General features: G+C 56.0%; 15 protein-coding genes and 4 tRNA genes. 11 read left to right on the forward strand and 8 right to left on the reverse strand.

The genetic code is table 11. The features are described 5' to 3' along the window. Positions 1 to 98: 98 nt before the first annotated feature. The gene (locus QZN75_RS05410) at positions 99 to 635 is read left to right on the forward strand and encodes a hypothetical protein (protein WP_292425761.1); all 537 of its coding nucleotides are present in this window, start codon (positions 99 to 101) and stop codon (positions 633 to 635) included. Between the two features lie 14 nt (positions 636 to 649). Here QZN75_RS05410 and QZN75_RS05415 read toward each other — a convergent pair whose 3' ends face one another. Then, positions 650 to 1,105 carry a hypothetical protein gene (locus QZN75_RS05415; protein ID WP_292425764.1) on the reverse strand — a complete coding sequence of 152 codons (456 nt, stop codon included), beginning with the start codon at positions 1,103 to 1,105 and terminating at the stop codon, positions 650 to 652. Between the two features lie 41 nt (positions 1,106 to 1,146). Further along, positions 1,147 to 1,220 (reverse strand) — tRNA-Ile (locus QZN75_RS05420). Between the two features lie 135 nt (positions 1,221 to 1,355). On the opposite strand from QZN75_RS05420, the gene iorA reads away from it, so the two are divergent. Genes iorA through QZN75_RS05435 form a run of 3 tightly spaced genes read left to right on the forward strand, consistent with a single transcriptional unit; the run spans position 1,356 to position 4,428 of the window. Then, on the forward strand, positions 1,356 to 3,128 hold the full coding sequence (iorA, locus tag QZN75_RS05425) for an indolepyruvate ferredoxin oxidoreductase subunit alpha (RefSeq protein WP_292425767.1): 1,773 nt from the start codon (positions 1,356 to 1,358) through the stop codon (positions 3,126 to 3,128). Continuing rightward, positions 3,125 to 3,709 (forward strand): indolepyruvate oxidoreductase subunit beta, encoded by a 585-nt coding sequence (locus QZN75_RS05430; protein ID WP_292425770.1) that lies wholly within the window; start codon positions 3,125 to 3,127, stop codon positions 3,707 to 3,709. Before iorA ends, QZN75_RS05430 begins: the two co-directional genes overlap by 4 nt. Next, positions 3,709 to 4,428, forward strand: a complete 720-nt coding sequence (locus tag QZN75_RS05435) for a site-specific DNA-methyltransferase (protein WP_292425773.1) — start codon at positions 3,709 to 3,711, stop codon at positions 4,426 to 4,428. Before QZN75_RS05430 ends, QZN75_RS05435 begins: the two co-directional genes overlap by 1 nt. 63 nt (positions 4,429 to 4,491) lie before the next feature. On the opposite strand, the gene QZN75_RS05440 is transcribed toward QZN75_RS05435, so the two are convergent. The 3 genes from QZN75_RS05440 to QZN75_RS05450 form a co-directional block, all read right to left on the reverse strand. After that, positions 4,492 to 4,575 (reverse strand) — tRNA-Ser (locus QZN75_RS05440). Positions 4,576 to 4,632: 57 nt separating this feature from the next. Beyond that, complete coding sequence (locus tag QZN75_RS05445) at positions 4,633 to 5,589, reverse strand: RNA-guided pseudouridylation complex pseudouridine synthase subunit Cbf5 (protein ID WP_292425776.1); 957 nt, start codon at positions 5,587 to 5,589, stop codon at positions 4,633 to 4,635. Then, entirely contained in the window at positions 5,586 to 6,278 is a 693-nt protein-coding gene (locus QZN75_RS05450) for a uroporphyrinogen-III synthase (protein ID WP_292425778.1), read from the reverse strand. The genes QZN75_RS05445 and QZN75_RS05450 overlap by 4 nt, the downstream gene beginning before the upstream one ends. 78 nt (positions 6,279 to 6,356) lie before the next feature. Here QZN75_RS05450 and QZN75_RS05455 point away from each other — a divergent pair, with 78 nt between their 5' ends. From QZN75_RS05455 to QZN75_RS05470, 4 genes are all read left to right on the forward strand, one after another. After that, positions 6,357 to 7,571 carry a tripartite tricarboxylate transporter permease gene (locus tag QZN75_RS05455; RefSeq protein ID WP_292425781.1) on the forward strand — a complete coding sequence of 405 codons (1,215 nt, stop codon included), beginning with the start codon at positions 6,357 to 6,359 and terminating at the stop codon, positions 7,569 to 7,571. A gap of 83 nt (positions 7,572 to 7,654) precedes the next feature. Continuing rightward, positions 7,655 to 8,551, forward strand: a complete 897-nt coding sequence (locus QZN75_RS05460; protein ID WP_292425783.1) for an NOP5/NOP56 family protein — start codon at positions 7,655 to 7,657, stop codon at positions 8,549 to 8,551. Continuing rightward, the gene (locus tag QZN75_RS05465; RefSeq protein ID WP_292425787.1) at positions 8,548 to 9,147 is read left to right on the forward strand and encodes a fibrillarin-like rRNA/tRNA 2'-O-methyltransferase; all 600 of its coding nucleotides are present in this window, start codon (positions 8,548 to 8,550) and stop codon (positions 9,145 to 9,147) included. Before QZN75_RS05460 ends, QZN75_RS05465 begins: the two co-directional genes overlap by 4 nt. 23 nt (positions 9,148 to 9,170) lie before the next feature. Further along, positions 9,171 to 9,890: a DUF1614 domain-containing protein gene (locus QZN75_RS05470; protein WP_292425790.1), complete on the forward strand. Its 720-nt coding sequence runs from the start codon at positions 9,171 to 9,173 to the stop codon at positions 9,888 to 9,890. A 495-nt stretch (positions 9,891 to 10,385) separates the two neighbouring features. Here the strand turns inward: QZN75_RS05470 and QZN75_RS05475 are convergent. Together QZN75_RS05475 and QZN75_RS05480 are read right to left on the reverse strand one after the other, a co-directional pair. Further along, positions 10,386 to 10,458 (reverse strand) — tRNA-Gln (locus QZN75_RS05475). Positions 10,459 to 10,528: 70 nt separating this feature from the next. Then, positions 10,529 to 11,254, reverse strand: a complete 726-nt coding sequence (locus tag QZN75_RS05480; protein ID WP_292425793.1) for a thymidylate synthase — start codon at positions 11,252 to 11,254, stop codon at positions 10,529 to 10,531. A 636-nt stretch (positions 11,255 to 11,890) separates the two neighbouring features. On the opposite strand from QZN75_RS05480, the gene QZN75_RS05485 reads away from it, so the two are divergent. From QZN75_RS05485 to QZN75_RS05495, 3 genes are all read left to right on the forward strand, one after another. Next, entirely contained in the window at positions 11,891 to 14,638 is a 2,748-nt protein-coding gene (locus tag QZN75_RS05485) for an MEMAR_RS02690 family S-layer glycoprotein (RefSeq protein WP_292425795.1), read from the forward strand. 376 nt (positions 14,639 to 15,014) lie between these two features. Then, the gene (locus QZN75_RS05490) at positions 15,015 to 16,541 is read left to right on the forward strand and encodes an AMP phosphorylase (RefSeq protein WP_292425799.1); all 1,527 of its coding nucleotides are present in this window, start codon (positions 15,015 to 15,017) and stop codon (positions 16,539 to 16,541) included. Positions 16,542 to 16,630: 89 nt separating this feature from the next. Then, positions 16,631 to 17,989, forward strand: coding sequence for a carboxypeptidase regulatory-like domain-containing protein (locus QZN75_RS05495; protein ID WP_292425802.1), 1,359 nt, complete (start codon positions 16,631 to 16,633; stop codon positions 17,987 to 17,989). 609 nt (positions 17,990 to 18,598) lie between these two features. Here the strand turns inward: QZN75_RS05495 and QZN75_RS05500 are convergent. Beyond that, a tRNA-Arg gene (locus QZN75_RS05500) sits at positions 18,599 to 18,670 on the reverse strand. Positions 18,671 to 18,716 lie beyond the last annotated feature (46 nt).

Genomic DNA, 18,716 nt, shown 5'->3' on the forward strand with positions numbered 1-18,716 from the left:
GCTTAAGAAATGGCGGTCATTTAAAGACGAGTGATTTTATAGCCGGAACAATAACTATTCTTGTTTTGCGCCGGAAGGCGGAGTATGGTGATACTAAAATGGATGAGATCGAGGCCGGTTTTGAAAAGATCATGCAGAAGATCGAGGATATGAAAAAGACGGATGCCAAACTATCCGAACAGGTAAAGGCCCATGACGGTCAACTGCTGGAGCGCATGGCCGCCATGGTAAAACCGGTGGTCAAATCCGTTGGCCTCAACATGCTCAAGATAGGTAAGCAGGATACGAAAAATGAGATCTACGATGCCAATTATTACACGGAGAAGATGATCGTCCTCGGTAAGACCGATCCCGCCGCGTTCCGCCCCGATGACCCTTCAAAAAAGATCACCGACCAGTTCTGCGTTCTCTCTGAAAAGGGAAAATTCTACGAACTGATGTACAGCTCCGACGGGTTTATCACCGATTCGTATCTCAATCCCATCGACCCGAAGTCTGCGATAGATCAGTACGGGTATGACATCATGTTCATGCTGTACCAGGCAATGCACGATTACATGAAATCGGAAACAGAACTTATCGCAGCGCTTGAAAAAGTAATGGGGTATGTCTTTGCCGCGCCCAGTAAAGCCTGACCGGCGCCCCTTTTTTACTTCCACTTGAACAGCGGGAACATCGGTTTCAAGGGATCGTCATCGCCCTTTCCCAGCGCTGACAGGGTAAACGTGCGGCTGGTCTTCCCTCCTTTTGCATCGTCGAAGGTGACCGCGGCTTTTGCCTCATCTATCATGCGGGTGAGGGGATACTCGTACCGGGCGTCAGCCGCAAGTTCGGGAAGATCGAATTCAATGTCGAGAGGAACGAGGGCGACATGGATCCGGTATGCCGGTGCATTTCCCGAGTTCTCAACCACGATCTTTTTTGCATCATCACCCAGCCTCACCGTGAGCTCGGGAAGAACTCTGGAATCTTCCATGATGAAGACCGACATGGCAAGAGCAATAAGGACGATCACTCCCGTCGCGCCGAGATAGGTATCGATCCAGAAGAGGAGTATGCAGATAAGGGCGCCTGCCGTAAGAAGAATCTTATGAATTTTCTCCATGCACTCCTTTAGGCTTAAAAACTATATCAAAACGTGGGGAGTGGGCCCGATGCGATTCGAACGCATGACCTCCCGGTTATCAGCCGGGCGCACCACCGAGCTATGCTACGGGCCCAAAAGGCTTGCCTGAAATTTACCTTATTACTTCTCCCACCAGAGTTTTTATAGGTTGTGAATGGTCGGGTGGACAGGATAATGCTATAGGGTTCTTGAGTTAAAAAATAACATAACTATCGTTCGGACTGGGATTATGCAACGCCACTATCTCCTCGGAAATGAAGCCATCGCCCACGCGTGCCTCGAATCAGGTATCGATTTTGCCAGCGGATACCCCGGCACACCTTCGTCGGAAGTTATCGATGTCCTCCGCGTACAGAAAGACCCCGCATACTATGTGGAATGGTCGGTGAACGAGAAGGTCGCGCTTGAAAATGCCCTTGCCGCGGCATGGTGCGGGATCCGGGCGATCTGCACCATGAAACATGTCGGCCTCAACGTCGCTGCCGACCCGCTCATGACAAGCGCCTATACCGGCGTGACCGGCGGCCTTGTCATCATGAGCGCGGACGACCCGTTCGCTCATAGTTCACAGAATGAGCAGGACACCCGGTGCTACGCCCATTTCGCCCGGCTCCCCTGCCTCGATCCCGCGGGCGTGCAGGAAGCGCACGACATGATCCGCACCGCGTTTGAAATTTCCGAGGAATTCAGGCTGCCGGTGCTGTTCCGCCCCACCACCCGGATCTGCCACTCGAAAGGTGACGTGGAACTGGGGGCTGTCGTCCCCAGCACGCGGAAAGGAGAGTTCCACAAGGACCCCCGGCAGTACGTGGTGATCCCGGCCCACACCCGGCTCCTGCACAAAAAACTCAACGAGAAGCAGCCTGCCCTCAAAAAACGTCTCGTGGAACGGGGGCTCAACCATTCCACGATCAAGGGAAAGACTGCCATTATCGCGAGCGGGATCGGTGCCTCCTACGTGCAGGAACTCCTGCCTCCTGATGTCTCGTTCATGAAGATCGGGGCGTACCCAATAGATGAAGAATGGCTCGGGGAGTTCGCCAGAAAGCACGAGAAGATCCTCGTGATCGAGGAACTCGCACCGGTGGTTGAGGAGGCCGTCCGGCAGGTCGCCGGGTGCGTGCCGGTCTTCGGGAAGATCAACGGGTACGCGCCGTACGAGGGCGAACTTTCACCTGCGGTCGTCGCTGCCATCATGGTAAAGGCCGGATTCCTGCCGGAGAACCCGTTTGCCGCCATGGAGCCCGTGCAGAACCTCCCGCTGCGCCCGCCCATCCTCTGCGCCGGCTGCCACCACCGCGCCGCGTTCTATGCGATAAAAAAGGTGTTTAAGGAGTCCGCGATCTACCCGAGCGACATCGGGTGCTACACGCTCGGGCTCCAGCTGCGGGCCGTTGATACCACCATCTGTATGGGTGCCTCGATCACGGTCGGGAGTGGGATTGCCCATTCCGGTGAGCCCCGGGACGTGGTCAGTACGATTGGCGATTCCACATTCCTGCACACCGGCATACAGGGGCTCATGAATGCGGTTTACAACGGCGCGAACATGACCGTGGTCATCCTCGACAACCGGATCACCGCGATGACCGGCCACCAGCCCAATCCGAATACCGGGGTAACGGCAACAGGTGTTGAATCTCCCCCGGTATCCCTCGATGCGATCTGCCGCGCCTGCGGGGTGACCTTTGTCGAGACGGTAGATCCCTACGATACGACCGGAATGGTCCGTGTTCTTGAAGCGGCAAAGGCAAGGAAGGGTGTCAAGGTGATCATCGCAAAGCAGATGTGCGTGATCGTGGCCCGCCGCGCGGGAGTAAAGCGGGGCCGCTATGCGGTGAACCCGGAGATCTGCACCGGGTGCGGCATCTGCGTGCGGTTCGGTTGTCCTGCGATCGAGTTCGCTGATGAGAAGGCCCGGATCAACGAGTTGTGCAGCGGGTGTGCGGTCTGCGCCCGGCTCTGTCCTGTCGGGGCGATCTCCCGGGAGGCAAAGAAATGACGAAAAGTTTCGATATCCTGATCGTCGGGATCGGCGGGCAGGGAACGATCCTCGCCTCCAACATCCTTGGTGAGGCCTGCCTTCTTGAGGGCCGGCACGTGAAAGGTGCCGAGACCCACGGGATGGCACAGCGCGGCGGGTCGGTGGAGACCCACATCAGGATCGACGGGCAGTACGGCCCGCTGATCGTGCCCGGCACGGCCGATCTTCTGATCTCCTTTGACCTCCTCGAAGCGCTCCGGTATTCCCACTTCCTCAAATCCGGCGGGACAATGGTGGTCAACCGGCACATGGTACTTCCCACCTCGGTCTTTACGCAAAAGAGCCCGGTACCGACCGAAGACGAGATCGTCGCGCAGCTTGCCCGGTTCAACCCCTGCCTGATCGACGCCGATAAGATTGCCATTGAAGCGGGCAGCAGTCTGTCCCAGAATGTCGTGATCCTTGGTGCGGCCTCATGGTCGATCCCCTTAAAGGCAGCGTCCCTGCTTGCCGCGGTCAAAAAACTCGTCCCCAAAAAGACCGTTGAGATTAACGCAAAAGCCTTTGAGATGGGCCGGGCGTTCAGCAGGACGCGCTGATGGGATCGCTTGGCGCATTTGAACCGGATACCCTGTACGAAGGGGATGCGCTCGCGCTCATGGAGAATCTTCCCGAAGGTGCAGTTGATCTCATCGTGACCGACCCGCCGTTTGCCATCGATTTTACGGCCCAGAGGCTCAATTACAACCGGACCGGCAGCAACGTGATCGAGGGCTACCAGGAGATCCCGGCAGAGGAATATGGCGAGTTTACGCGCCGGTGGATCGCGCAGGCCGCCCGGGTGCTTTCGCCTACGGGAAGCATGTACGTTTTTTCCGGCTGGAACCGGCTCCGCGATATCCTTGAAGGCATTGATGCGGCCGGCCTCTGCACCATCAACCACCTCATCTGGAAGTACCAGTTCGGGGTATTCACGAAGAATAAGTACGTCACCAGCCATTACCACATCCTCTTTGTCGTGAAAAACAAAAAGAAATACACTTTCAACAAACTCGACCACTATCCTGAGGATGTCTGGATGATCAACCGCGAGTACTGGAAAGGAAAGAAGAAGACCCCGACAAAGCTCCCGCAGGAACTGGTACAGAAGATTATCCGGTATTCGAGCAACCCCGGCGATCTGGTCTTTGACCCGTTCCTTGGCTCGGGCACGGTCGCGGTTGTCGCGCAGCAGGAAGGCCGGCATTTTCTGGGTTTCGAGGTCGTCCCGGAGTACGTTGCATTTGCACGGGAAGGATTGCGTGCCGCCCGGACCTGATCGTCCTGCACGGATCTGCAAAAAACCCCAACACGGGCACAAATTTATTAGAAAACAGCGATACGCTGAGGGGGGGAATTGAACCCCCGAGGCACTTTCGCACCACAGGCTTTCCAGGCCTGCGCCCTACCGCTAGACTACCTCAGCAAAAAGTGTATCCCATATATTTGCCGGGTATTTTTTTAATGCTATCCCTTCATGGGGTCAGGACTTTGCTGGTTTTTCCGGCTTAACTGCTTTCTTCCAGCCTCTCGGATAGGTGCCCGGGGCAAGGAAAACTGTGGTCATGGCAACAAACAGCCCGGTCTTTCCGGGTTTCCAGGTCGTGGATGCCGCAAGCGCCTTCCCGAGGCCGACAAACTCCGTTTTTTCTGTGAGGACAGCAACGATCTGATCCTTCCTGAACTCGTCGCAGCGGAGCACCCCTACGCCCGCCAGTGCCGCACCGTGGCAGAGTGCGTCGGCGGCGGTATCGCGCACAACGACGGAGGGGAGATCGGGAACCGCCGCATCGACCGAGACTATCATGGCATCCAGTGCGGCCCGGTTCCCGACCGCCGCAGCGCAGCAGGCGTCCTGCAGATCGTGGAGCGTGTGCATGGTGCGCTCATCAAAGACGCCCGACCGGGTCCGGCGCAGTTCCTGCATGTGCGCCCCGACGCCGAGCGCAAGGCCCATGTGGTGGCAGAGCGAGCGGATGTAGGTCCCTGCATCGCACCTGACCTTCATGAGCACCAGTTTTCCCTCGACACCCAGTATGTCAAGCTGCTGGATGGTGCGGATGCGCAGCAGGCGTTTGACCGCGCTCCTCCGGGGCGGGCGCTGGTAGATCCGGCCGGTAAATTCCTTTGCGACTTCATCGATGCGCTGCCGCTCCACATCCTTGTGCAGCCGCATCAGGCAGACATACTCCTTGTCGTGTTTTAAGAGCAGCGGCGCGAGACGCACGGCGTTTCCGAGCATGACAAGGAGAATACCCGATACCTGCGGGTCGAGCGTGCCCGCATGGCCGACCTGGCAGCCGAGTAGCTTTCCCACCCACGCGGCCACCTGGTGGCTCGAGGGCCCCCGGGGCTTGTCGATCACGATAATGCCCGCGCCATGCCAGAGCGGTGTAATGTCTGGTTGTCCCGGCTCCAGGGTTTCCTGTGGTGTCGTCATCGTATTATCCGTATCTTTCCCCGGTATTCGTTTAAGGTGGCAAGAGTCCCCTCAAGAGAGCCGTCCCCGACAATTGCGGGCAGCGTTCCCCCGCACATCATCGCTTCAGCCGTCATATCCCCGATGGCCATCACCAGCAGGTCCGGGCGCGGGGTCCATATCGCCTTCTTATACGACATCGCGCTCGTAAAGAGGATGGCCTCGGCCTTGTCAAGGTCGAGCGGCTCGTTCGTGGGCACGAGCCGGTAGCAGCGGAACTCCCGTGGGATCCCACCGGCGTGCGCAATCGCATCGATGAGAGGGGCGTTCGGGACATCGGCGCGGGGGAGACCGATTTTTTTCCCTTTGATCCAGTCACCCAGGAACGGGACGAAGTCGCGCGAGTAGAACCCGGGCAGGGTCTCACAGGCAATCCCACAGCGCTCCAGCTCCCGTGCCGTCTCGGGGCCGATTGCGATGACCCGGGGGGTCTTTTTGAGGTGCGGGGCAAGGATTTTTGCCGGAAGTGCGCTCGTGAAAAAGATGCAGTCGAACTCCCCGCGTTCCACGGCCTCCGCAAATGCAGAGACAACTTCCGTCTGGATTTCGGACCGGAGCGGGTGGACGCTGTAGCACGCGTGCCCGAATGCTGCGCACCGGGCTGCGTCCCTTACCTCCTTTCCTGCAAGACGGGTGACTGCGATCTTCATTTGAGGATTCATCATCCCTGTATGATAAGATGGTATGCATTTCGGTTGATTTATGTCCATCCTCCTGTACCTTCTGCTATGATCGAGATCGTGATCGGGACACTGCTGGGAGTCCTCCTCGGCACCATCAGCGGTCTTATCCCCGGCGTGCACGCGAACACGCTTGCTGGGATCCTGCTTGGTGCGCAGGCAGTCCTCCTCGCCGTGCTCGGGCCGCTTGCCCTTGCAGGTGCGATGTTTGCCGCCCTGATCACGCATACGTTTGTCGAGTCTGTCCCGTCCACGTTTCTGGGGGTTCCCGATGCGGATACTTCTCTTTCTGTCCTCCCGGCACATGCCATGTGTCTTGAAGGGAATGGCGAGGAAGCGGTCAGAATCGCAGCGCTCGGGAGCGCCTGCGCTATCATCATCGCCGTTCCGCTTTCGGTGCTCTGTTTTCTTTTCCTTCCCGCACTCCAGCCGTACTTTGACTGGGGCATCGGGATCCTGATCGTCGCGGTCATCGGGTACATGATCGTGATGAGTGAATCGCCCGGCTGGGCGCTCTCGATCTTTGCGGTCTCCGGCCTTCTGGGGGTGTTTGCCATGCGGTACGAATTTTTAAGCTGGCATACGCTCGGGGGAACAAGCGCAGTTCTTATGCCTCTCCTTACCGGTCTCTTCGGGATATCAGTCCTGCTGGTCGCGTCGCAGGGTGAGCTGCCGGTGCAGCAGTTCCGGGGCCTGCGGGTGGAGAACGGGACCGTGGTAAAGTGTTCAGTCCTTGGCACGCTTGCCGGGATTGCGGTTGGCTGGCTGCCCGGGCTCTCAACGGCAACCGCGAACGGCGCACTGGCGTCGGTGATCGGGTACGAGAAGGACCGTCGGGCCTACATCCTTGCCACGAGTGCGGCAAATACGGCAAATGCGTTCATCGGGCTTGCCGCGCTCTTTGCTCTCTCACGGATGCGGAACGGTGTGATGGTCGCGCTCGCGGAACTGCCCCTGCCGTCCATGAGCGAACTGATGATCATCGGCGTCCTTGCGGCCTGCCTTGCGTATGTCCTAACGGTGGGACTCTCCCGCTCCGCAGGTTGGTTCACCGGGATCAACGGCCGGATGCTCAACCGGGCGGTGATCCTCTTTGTGGTGGGTCTTTGCATCGTCCTCACCGGGCCGTTTGGGATTTTCATCCTTGTCCTTGCCACGATCCTCGGGCTCGTGCCGCATATTGTGAATGTATCCCGGGTCTACTGCATGGGCGCGATCATGATCCCGGTGATCCTGTACTCGTTTGGCATTGCGTGGGTTTGATACGGGTGATGTGGCGAGCGGCCCCCTCCCCCCTGTTCCCGTGAGCCATTGTTTTTTTAGCCGGGCGTCCCTTAGTTTGTATCATGCAGTCCTGCTGGTTTGGCGATGTGGAGGCCGGGCAGTGCACGCCGTTTACCGGTGATGCAGCCGCATGTGCCCGCCGCGTTCGGGAGATCCGTACCAGCATGGACGCCTTTGTGCCTCTGGACTGGCAGCAGGCCGTCGCCTGCGGGGTCTGCCGCGACCGTGCGGAATACCTTGCGCTCCTCCAGAAAGTCTGTATCGCAGGATCGGAACAGGCCGTCCGGGAGCAGTACGCGGCAAAGGATGTGGAACTGCTCCAGATGGTCAGGACGCTCGATGAGATGGATACGGTCACAAACGTCCTCTCAGAAAGGGTCGCGGACTGGTACCAGATCCGTCATCCCTCGTTTTCCCGCAAATACCGCAGGACGCCGGCGCACGTGCTGGTCAAATCGATCAGCGAGCTGAACCGGGAGCGCGGCGGAGGCGGGGGAGCGCTCGGGAAAGTTGCGACAGAGATCACGAGCCTTGCCGATGCCCGGACCGCGCTTGCAAAGGAGGTCTCGGCCCGGGCGTGCGACGTGATGCCCAATACGAGTGCGCTCATCGGTGGGCTCGTTGCCGCCCGGCTCCTCTCCCACGCAGGGGGCTTAAAGGAACTCTCCCGTCTTCCCGCAAGCGGGATCCAGGTGCTCGGCGCCCGGACTGCACTCTTTGCGCACATCCGGACCCATGCTCCCTCACCCAAGCACGGGATCATCTTCCAGCACCGGCGGGTGCACAACGCTCCCCGCGAAGTGCGGGGAAAAGTCGCCCGGGTGCTTGCCGGGAAACTGGCGATTGCGGCACGGCTCGATTATTACCGGGGTTGCGCGGTACCTGCATTCCTTGACGATGCACAGGCTCGCATCGACCGGGCGGGAACGGTGGAAGGGGAGGGTGACAAACAACAATGATCCGTGTCGGCGACGTGCTGGTCTCGAAAGGCGAGGGGGGGGTCTATGGCGAGAGGATGCTTGACGGGTACCGTGTCTGGGACCCGTACCGGAGCAAGCTTGCCGCCCTGTATCTCGTGGGAACCGGTATTGAACTCCCCCCGGATATGAAAGTCCTCTATCTCGGGGCGGCAAACGGGACGACGGTTTCCCACGTTGCCGATTACGTTGAAGTTGTGTATGCGGTGGAGTTTGCCCCGCGCCCGATGCAGGACCTGCTCGAAGTCGCACGACGGCGCAAAAACGTGATGCCGATTCTGGCGGATGCCTCCTGCCCGGAGCAGTACGCGCCGCTTGTGGAAACGGTGGATCTCCTCTACCAGGACGTGGCCCAGCCGGACCAGGCGGCAATCGCCCTCAAGAACTGCGTGTTCCTCAAAGACGGAGGGTACCTTATCCTCATGCTCAAGACCCGGAGCGTGGATATCAGGAAAGAACCGGCTGAAGTATTCCGGGACACGCTCGATATCCTCATGTCCGCAGGACTCACAGTAACTGAGAGTACCTGGCTGGCGCCGTACCACCAGGATCACGCTGCAATACTCTGCACTAAATAAAGCCAACATCCCGGGAAATTATCATGCCGAACGATATCCGTGTTTATTCTGCAGGTCCCCTGACCATTCTCGCACTTATCGTCATCATCGGGCTTCTTGTCATTGTCGTACCGCTGTTGTTCCTTGGCTTTGTTGGCAAAGCGTTCACCAGTCTTGTCGGGCTTTCGTGGCTCACGGCGACCGCCCTTGTCATCCTGATCCTGCTGTGCAGCCTTGTGAATATTCCGGTCTGGAAGATCCGGCGGGAAACGATCCGGATGCCCCACAACGAAACCCCCGATGCGTTTACCCCGAATGAAGAGGGGGGGCTCTGGGAGACGACCATCGCGGTCAATCTGGGCGGGGCGATCATTCCCCTTGCGATGGCCTGCTATCTCCTGTACCGTGCGTCGGCAGTGATGAGCGGGAACACGTTATACTTCCAGGTGCTTGCCGCTACCCTGATCGTTGCTGCGATGGCCTATGTGACGACCCGGGCGATGGTCGGTGTGGGGATACGTGCGCCTCTCTTTGTTCCCGGCCTGACGGCGCTTCTCTGTGGTATCCTGCTTTCCGGGGGCTTTGGGCTTTCTGCCGGCGTTATCGCGTTTGTCAGCGGGACTCTCGGTACCCTGCTTGGCGCTGACATCGCACATCTTCCCCATGTGGGAGATCTCGAAGTGCCGCAGGTCAGTATTGGCGGTGCGGGGACGTTTGGCGCGATCTTTATCGGGTGCATCCTGTCCGCACTTATTGCATCGTAACGGTGCCTTCTTTTTTATGGAAAAGTCTGGACAACCGGATTTTTTTGGGTGCGGCCTTGCGTTGAACCGGGTGCCGCCGGTTCTGTTGCGAAACCCCGGGATCCGGGAGCTATGGGGGTCTTGCAGGCCGGTACCTTTTCGGGACTGAAATTTTTGTGACCGCATTTTTTGTGGCCCGAAAGTTTTTGGCCGGGGAAATATTTGAATTGAAATTTTTAAAACCCAAAAATTTCTGGTGTGAAAGTTTTGCAGCCGCAAAATTGTCGGTACAACCTTTTACAGGGTCTGAAATTTCTGGGACGATGGGTGTGGCCGGAAAACTGGTGGGTCGTGTGCCCATGAAGGGGACCTTGATTGGGTCGTGTGCCCTGCAACTTCCCATTCTCCCCATTCCATCTGTTCTCGCATATCTGAACGGGACGCCCGAAAGGATCACACGCGGTAAGCCTGATACAAAACCTCGTGAACCTCTCAAAAAGGTACATACGAAAAGAGTAGCCCGGAGCAGATTCGAACTGCTGTCGCGAGATCCAGAGCCTCGCATGATTGACCGCTACACTACCGGGCTATGTTGCCTCATACTTTTTGCCGCTGGAGCCTAATTAAAGTGATGGATATTCGTGCCCGGGACTGGTGCATCAGGCTTTTTTCGACCGGTCACAGCGCCCGCAGGCACGGCAGACTTCCTGTACCGGCTGGATGAATTCACCTCTGCCGCAGAACGGTTCGATGTCGTGCGTATCCCTGATATAATAGATGTGCGGGACAAGCGAGATGTGGGTATAGGTCCCGCACGGCACGCCGAGCCGGTCCGCGATGGATTTCTGGAGCTGGACGAGGGCGTACATGTTGGCACCGGCCGCGGTGAGCATGTCATTACTGCGGAAGATCACCCGCATGCTGAGTTTGCCGTCGCGGAGGATGCACTGCACGAGCTGGAGGCAGGGGCAGTCGTCGAGTTTTTCATCGATCACCGGGTTCCACGTGATGGCAATGGCCCGCCGGCTCACGGGGGACTGCCGGAGTTTTTCTGCAATGTATTCGATCTGGTCGACGTGTACTAGAGTTCCTTCAACTGAAAGGCGCTCGCCCCAGTCAAAGAGCCGGCCGTGGTAGTCGTACTCAAAGGAGGCCGTCGAACCGTGCAGCAGGTCGGTTGCGTACTGCTCGACAAACCTCTGCTGGAACCGGGAGTGCGGGCTCACCATCGGTTCTGCGAGCGGAGTATCCACCTGCAGGGCGATTTCCTCGAATTCAACGGTGGCTTCGGCATCTTCGGTACGGAGGGTCCAGCCCTTCTCCAGGATCATCTTGATCACCAGCTCGTGTGCATGGCCGATACTTGGTGCCCGGATAATTCTCATACCTAATGCTGGGCAATAATACCTAGTATATTTGTTGAATCAGCTGCCGGGGTTCGTCCGGGATTTTAAGGATGCTTTTCTCCTCACTATCTCAGCAATGAACAGGACGGTGAAGTTGATCGGATTAACGGGGAGTTTTCCTTTGAACGCCGGGTCGGGACAACCGGGCAATACCCCGTACCGGCATTATCGCCACCCGATCCTATGGATTGTCGGCTGGGTACATTCTGTGGAAAGGTATCAGGAATGAATGGTGTCTGAGAAACACATCCAGAGCCGGCAGGATTTTCAATGATGACATGTGTACTATAATGTGCAATATCTACGCTATAGTATAGTACGAGCATGCGCGATGTGTATAGATTTACCATTATCAGGAAATTGGAAAAAAGGCTCTGTCAGGTTGCTGCAAAGATGGTGTAAAAACCGAGAATTACGGCCGAATCATTAAAAGGACTGAAAATCAAGCCTGTAATGGTCCCAAAAAACAACCACAAAGGATATATTGGCTCTTTTACAAATACTGTTTCATATTCCGTCTAAACGGAGTATGGGGCTCGTAGAATCGTTATTCGTCAAATGTCGAAACGGTTCTCCGGCTTGAAATGTATGATGATATACTTTGGAGGAAAACGAATGACTAAGCGATTAACAATTGCATTGATTGCACTTGTCGCGTTGGTCCTTGTAGCCGTACTGCCGGCATCGGCAACGTACTACCAGGTTAACAACACGATTAACCAGGGTGCAACGGTGTATATTGGTGAACAGCAGTTGAATCTCTCCCCGCTAGCAGCCAGTATAGCTCCTAATACTATAATCGGGCACTGGAACGCGGGTAACGACCCGAGTAGCACACAGCCGGCCAATACCGTAGATCTGTCAACAGCCAATATCAACTCGTACAGTGTCGACGCGGCTACGTACGGCAATTACCCGGGACTCTATTATCCTGTAAACAAAACTACTGGATATGCTAACGGCTCCGTTGCCATCAATGCCAAGGACCCGTCCATCAGCGTAGATGTCTGGGATATCAACACGAGTCAGATTGTTACCGGCGCCTCTGTTATTCAGGGTGACGCACTTACGTTCCGCATCCAGACCAACCTGAACGAGGTATATCTCCTCCGTTCACAAATTAACTCGACTGGATCTGCGGTTGCTGCACCCGGCAACATGGATATCCGGCTGAAGTCCGATGCAGGGAACATTTACAGTGCAGTCGCAGATAGCGCCGCTGCTGGTACCGTCGTTAATCTGACGCAGGTACACGTAAACCAGTCGACCTGGTACTTAGGTACTGCTAACAACCAGGCCCCAGGTACCGTGCTAGACGCATGGGACACCGGTGCATTGTATGCCAGTTCCATCCAGTACATGTACCCGTCGGGCGTCTACACCGTCTACGTTGAGTCCCGTGTCAACGGCATGCTTGATAACTACAAGCCGAGCACTGGCGGACAATATACCGGTAAGACGGTCAGCGCGGCCGGAACGGTCACCATCGCGTCCAACACGGTGTCGCTCTCGGCCAACAAGGACTCAGTCGTCCGCAGCAAGTCGTTCTCGGTCACCATTACCGGTAGGCCCAACACGTACTACAACCTGTGGCTCAAGGGCGTCGGCACCATGGCCTTGGGCGCCTATGATAACGAGCCACCTCTGATTGCTCCGAACCAGGTCGGCGTGATTCCGGATCCTGCCAACTATCCAGCAATAGCAGCTTCCCAAGTACTCAGCACGGCTTCCGGTGTCAATAACACTGCCGGCCAGTATTATGGTGGGTACCAGTTCCAGAACGCAGGGTCTCTCTTCAACCTGTATGCAAATGAGGGCGGTTCAAGTACCAATGGCGCGTTAGCGACCTCTGTCTATGCGGGCGTCATGCTGAGCGCTTCGGGTACGAGAACCATTATGTTCACGACCGACAACATGACCAAGGCGCAGCAGTACACTATCCGTGTCGAGCAGAATTTCAGCGGACAGTTCAAGAGCGACGAGGTTCAAGTGCAGGTCGAGAAGGGCGCAGTCACGATTGTGGCCGCCGGCGACCAGAGTTACTACCTTGGAGAAGAGGTTAAGTTCTCCGGTACAAACACTGAATCGCAGGAGACCTACCTGTTCATTGTCGGACCTAACCTGCAGCAGTATGGCTCGAAGATCTCAAGCTCTGACCCAAGGAATTCCCCCGTAACAGACGGTGTTACGAGCACATTCCAGGTAGCTGACGTTCTTGGAGACAACACCTGGTCCTGGAAGTGGGGAACATCAGCCGTTGCCCTCGATGCAGGTACCTACACGGTCTATGCAGTCAGCCAGCCATTAGATGCGAACAGTCTCTCCACTGCAGCGTACGGCACGGTTTCCATTATCATCAAGAAACCGTTCATCAGCGCGACTGCATCACAGTCTACCGTTGCAAAGGGTGACTCCGTCTTTATCACCGGTACCGCGCAGGGCCAGCCCTCGTCCGGTGTCATGATCTGGCTCCTCGGTAAGAACTATGCCGGTGTAACTACAACCTCCGTGAACTCCGATTCTTCGTTCTCGTACGAGATCAAGAAGGAGGCCACCAAGACCCTGTACGCTGGCCAGTACTTCATCGTCGCCCAGCACCCGATGCAGAACAACCAGTTTGATGTCTATCCGGCAGTGACTCCAGGCACGGCGGTTTCCGGCATGCCAGTTACTGCCTCCGGTGTTAGCGTCTTTACAGTAAACCAGACTTCTGGCAGTCTGGGTATCTCTGACTCCGCAGACTTCAGACTCACCGGATCCGGCAGCCTGCAGGGCTCCGACGCAGCAGAGGCACTGATTGAGGCCATCAACAGTGCAAACGTCGATGATACCTACACCAAGCTCCAGATCCTCCTTGAGGAACCGGTCATCACCATCGACCCCGTTGGCGACAGGCATGTCGGTGACAAGTTCACCATCACTGCAACGACCAACCTCGCCGTAGATGACGACGTCCTCTTCGAAGTCTATTCATCATCATTCCAGCCGACTCAGAAGAGCCAGAGCGGGGAGTTCAGCGGCGCATCAGGCACCGTGAAAGTTACGAAGGGTGACAGCGGCCTGAACAAGCTCTCGTTCGATGTTGACGCATCCACGTTCAAACCCGACGAGTACCTTGTCAAGGCATCTGCCGTCCTTCAGGTTGCAACCGGTACTGCACTGTTCAACGTTCTCGAGGCACAAGCCCCGACCGCAACGCCGACAGTTGCAGCAACCACTGCAGCCCCGATAACCACGGTCGCAACCGCAGTCCCGACCACCGTAGCCACGCCCACCAAGACCCCGACACAGCCCGGGTTTGGTGCACTGGTTGCCCTGATTGGTCTCGGTGCAGTTGCGCTCCTTGTTGTGCGCAGGCACTGAACTAAAATCTAAATTTTTCTTTTTTTATACCTCTGGTTCCTTAATTCAGATGTCATGTCTGTGGCGGGGTAATCTGTCAACTCTGGTTTAACCGGGTATGGCGCCGGGAGCTCCCCCGAAGAAAACCGACTGCAATTCCCGTATTTCACGTATCCCGTATTGGGTGGATGCCGGGGCTATGTGGGAGATTTAGCCAACGGCATGCGGGGGCCAAAGGCAGCACGTGCCGAATCTCCTAAAAAAGCGTAAAAGAGAATTTCTCATCTCTCCGGAATCGATCCCGGAACGATTTTTTATGATGAACCGTCATATGTTTCAGTAAAGAGGATCTGTCTCTTTCGGGAACGGGAGACCTCCTGATGCGTGGCGAGTCTGTATGAAACTTACCGTAAAAATCCTCGATATTGCAACAAGACGCGGCGTTTTGCTCAACCGTCTCGATGCATGGAGTATTGGTGTGATGGATGGCGACCGGGTGCAGATTATCAACCCAAAAAATGGCGTGGCAGTCACCGCAGTTGTGGCGACAACCACCACCCTTGCAGGACAGGGTGCCGCCGGAGTTTACCGGATCACCAACGAGCGGCTGAACCTTGCCGATGGTGAGGTGGCTGAAATACGGGAGGCCAACCGGCCGGCGTCGCTCGATTTTATCAAGAAGAAGATGGACGGGGGCCGGCTCTCGAAAGACGAGACCCTGACGATCATCAAGGATGTGGTCAATGATGATATCTCCGCAGCAGAACTGACCGCGTTTATCACCGCATCGTATATCAACCCCCTTGACATGGATGAGGTGGAACATCTCACCCGTGCCATGGTCGAGACCGGCGAACAGATAAAATTCGCGTCACGCCCCATTGTCGACAAACACTCCATCGGGGGCGTCCCGGGCAACAAGATCTCTCTGCTAGTAGTTCCTATCATTGCCGCAAGCGGCCTCAAGATCCCCAAGACCAGTTCCCGTGCCATCACCGGGGCAGGGGGAACCGCTGATCTCATGGAAGTGCTCGCACATGTCGAGTTCTCCGCACGCGAAGTACAGGAGATGACCGAAAAGGTAGGTGGCGTGATCGTCTGGGGCGGCGCTACTAACATCGCCCCGGCGGACGACCGTATCATCCTCCAGGAATACCCGTTCAAGATCGATGCCCGGGGCCAGATGCTCGCGAGCGTCATGGCAAAGAAGTTTGCAGTCGGCGCAAACATTGTGGTCATCGATATCCCGGTGGGCAACCACACCAAGGTGCCGACCATGCAGGACGGCAGGAAACTTGCCCGGGAGTTCATCGAACTCGGTGAGCGTCTCGGCATGAAAGTCGAGTGTGCTCTGACCTATGGGGATATCCCGGTCGGGCACAGTATCGGCCCTGACCTTGAGGTCAGCGAAGCACTCCGCGTTCTGGAGGGTGCTACCGAGCCAAATTCGTTAATCCAGAAAAGTATCTCGATTGCCGGTATCGCCCTTGAGATGTCCGGCAAAGCGGCACGGGGAACCGGTGCTCTCATGGCACAGGAAATTCTCTCCAAAGGAAAAGCCCTGGAGAAATTCCGGCAGATTATCGAGATCCAAGGCGGTGACCCGAAAGTAAAATCGGATGATATCAAGCCCGGCGAACACCAGTTCGTCGTCAATTCCCCTGCATCAGGATATGTCATCGAAATGAACAACCAGTCCCTGATCACGCTTGCGCGTATGGCCGGGGCGCCCCATGACCCCGGGGCCGGTATCCTGCTCCATGCAAAGAAAGGAAAACTCATCAAGGCCGGGGAGCCGCTCTTTACTATCTATGCAGACCGGGACTGGCGTCTCCAGAAGGCCCTTGAAGAGGGACGGCATCTCATGCCGGTGATCGTGGAAGGGATGCTCCTTGACCGGGTGCCCTCGCTTTCGGAACTCTAAAAATGAAATGGATATCTGAACCGATGGGATAAAATACGAGCAGAGGGGGATATTTTACTATGTATAAACATCGTATTCGTTTCCTTTTTGTGCTGCTGTGTCTTATCGCGTTCTGTAGCGCAGCACAGGCAACGAACCTGCTGATTACGGTGCAGGACAATCTTGACAACACGACCGTTCCTCATGCAACGGTATACCTGAGCGGGGCCAATGTCGGCATGACCAATAATGCCGGCCAGTTCCTGCTCAATTCCGGCCAGGGAGATCTCAATCTCCGTATCTCAATGGATGGCTACGATGACTGGGCCAGTACCGTGAGCGGGAATACCACGTTGCTTTTAGTCTCCCTGAACCGGAGAACCCTGAACCTGAACGTGGCTCTCTATGACTCAAATTCGCTCCAGTCTGTGTCCGGGGCAAACCTGTATTTAACGTCTGCCAATTCCACCCAAGTCAAGACTTCGGATGCATCGGGTGCAGCATCCTTTGGAGTAACTGCTTATACCTATTATACTCTCAATATCACGGCATCGAACTACCAGCCCCGCAGCGAAACGATTGACGTGTCCAATAAGGATCAGAATGTCCAGTACTGGCTCCTGTCCGGTAACCAGTACTCCTTTGTCGTCAAGGATAAGAACAGTCTGGCAGCGGTGGCCGATGCAAGCATCAGTGTCAATTCTGTACTCCTGGGAAAGACCGATTCACGGGGGATTCTGATCGCCCCGATAAGCCGTGATACGCCCATTACCATTGAAGTGCAAAAGACCGGTTACCAGATGGTAACCCAGGTAACAACCATCAGCACGAACGAAGCAGTCGATGCGGTTCTGCTGAGCCCGGTACCAGTCAGCGCCTTTGTCTTTGTGTATGATCAAAAGAACCAGTCAATCAACGGTGCAGACGTCTATGTTAACGATACTGTCCAGGGAACTACAAATCCATACGGCCGTGCCACGCTCCAGAACCTTGTTCCCGGCAATTATATATTCGTGGTGAAAAAGACCGGGTATACACCGGCAAGCCAGCAGGTCACCCTCTCCAATGATTCCAGCGAATTCCAGATGGTATTATCGCTTGCTACGGTAAGCCAGACGCTCTTTGTCCAGGATACCGACCAGAAGAACCTTGCTGGTGCAACCGTTCTCCTTAACGGGGTTGTGGCAGGAACTACCGATTCGCACGGTCAGCTGGACACGCAGCTCACGTACGATACACCTTACAATATCACTGTGACCGATGACGGGTACCGTCCCCTGTCGGTCCAGCAGAATGTTCCTCTTGGGAATACCACAACCCCCCTTACCATCACACTTGAAAAGAATATGGACTGGGGATTTGTGACCCTGATTGGGGTGGGGATCCTTGTGCTGCTGATCCTGTACGCCGTAATACGACTGTTTGTGCGCAGGAGCCGTCACCATGCAACGAAGCGGAATGAAATTTAATTAATCATACCTCTCCTTTTCATTTTATTGGTTCAAGCTGTATCCTGTTCTTTTAATGTGTAAAAACGGCTCCCGGAGAAAAACAAAAAATTTCATAGGGCTTCCCCGGAGTTTTGGCATGTATCATCTTTTGCCATCATCAGCATCCTCGTTTCAATTCTCCAGTTTCGCATCCGGGCGCAGGTCTCAAGGGGTACGGCATGATCAGGAGCCGGAACACCCGGTATTCAAGCGCGTTACGACCCGTGGGGATACCTACCGCTCACAAATAAGAACCCCCCCACATCATTATCTGCCCGCTTTTTGCGCTTTTTTCGTGGAATCACTTGTCGGAAGTCCCTGTTTTACGGCTCATGTCTTGTCGGGTATAGTGAAGTCGCACGTATTTTCCGTGCGATGGGACGAGAGAATCCCGTTTCACGAGGGCCTGACCTCCAATTGTATGATCTCCAGAACCCGAAGTGCCCATCGCAGCCGGATGCCGGGCACATGAACTGATCACTAAGGTTTTCAACAGAGCTGTTTTTAGTGGTTTAAAGTTCTGATCCCGTTTTTTAGAGATCACAAAAACGACAATATACCGGATATCAGATCTTTCTCTGCATTAAGCGGACCCAGCGGGAATCGAACCCGCGTCCTTGGGTTCGAAGCCCAAGAGGATGTCCTCTACCCCATGGATCCTTCCCCAACGTATCTTTATCAAAAGATATTAAGTATTCTCTACCGA

This window comes from Methanoregula sp. (genome assembly GCF_003170075.1).
In the GTDB taxonomy this organism is placed as follows: domain Archaea; phylum Halobacteriota; class Methanomicrobia; order Methanomicrobiales; family Methanospirillaceae; genus Methanoregula.